Source organism: Komagataeibacter xylinus (genome assembly GCF_004302915.1).
Lineage (GTDB): Bacteria > Pseudomonadota > Alphaproteobacteria > Acetobacterales > Acetobacteraceae > Komagataeibacter > Komagataeibacter xylinus_C.
Window position 1 is genome coordinate 1 of record NZ_QQBI01000101.1, and the last position, 1,027, is coordinate 1,027.

Sequence of the window (1,027 nt, forward strand, 5' to 3'; positions counted from 1 at the left end):
TGCCATGGAACTGGAAACCCGTGAATACACTGCACAGACAGGCCGCATAATCAAGGCGGCCCAGAGCGGCCGGTTACCTCCTATCCGAGGCAGAACGAACTGGCCACGGCTTTGCGGGAGGTCGGCCGCGTCGAGCGGACCCTGTTCATGATCGACTGGATTCTGGATGCCGAGCTGCAACGCCGTGCCCAGATCGGGCTCAACAAGGGCGAGGCCCATCACGCGCTGAAACGAGCCATCAGCTTCCACCGGCGCGGCGAAATCCGCGACCGTTCCGCCGAAGGCCAGCATTACAGGATCGCCGGCATGAACCTGCTAGCCGCCATCATCATCTTCTGGAACACCATGAAGCTGAGCGAAGTCGTTGCCAGTCACAAACGCGAGGGAAAACTGCTATCGCCCGATCTCTTGGCCCACGTCTCTCCGCTCGGATGGGAGCACATCAATCTCACCGGAGAATATCGCTGGCCAAAGCCTTAACGTAGGATTTCGCCCCCTCCCGCAAACGACCCCGGTTCGGCCGAGGGCGTGGTGTTCATGACGCTGGAGGACGAAACGGCGGCGATCAACGTGATCATCTGGCCCGATATGTTCGAGCGTTTCCGCCGGGTGGTCCTGTCAGGCCAGATGCTGGGGGTTGTCGGACGGTTGCAGAAGGAAGGGGAGGTGGTGCATCTCGTGACGCGTGAGATTGTGGATCTTTCCCACCTGCTGGCCGATGTGGGAAACCGGTCGTTGCGGATACTTCCAGACTTCGATCAGGGCAGGTCTTCCGAAAATATCATTGTGAAGGCCCGGAATTTCCATTGAGCCATGTAATGGAATGGTAGCTTCGGTATGAGAAATTTGTTTGAATTCCTTCCTCCCTCGGAAAGTAGATCTTACGGCGAAGACGATCATTTTCGTTAATCAGACCGAGGAGGACACAGCGGATCGTACGGTTTCCTGATTGCATGTAAATGCTGTTTCAAAATTCCCCACATGTGCTGTCGGAAAATTCCCCAGCACGGATATGGTGATCAGCCAT

General features: G+C 56.6%; 2 pseudogenes. Both read left to right on the forward strand.

The features are described 5' to 3' along the window. Positions 1–66: 66 nt before the first annotated feature. Positions 67–480: pseudogene (locus tag DV027_RS17330) on the forward strand (Tn3 family transposase); the annotation flags it as partial. Positions 481–510: 30 nt separating this feature from the next. Then, a pseudogene (locus tag DV027_RS17335) lies at positions 511–810 on the forward strand (OB-fold nucleic acid binding domain-containing protein); the annotation flags it as partial. Between the last annotated feature and the right edge of the window lie 217 nt (positions 811–1,027).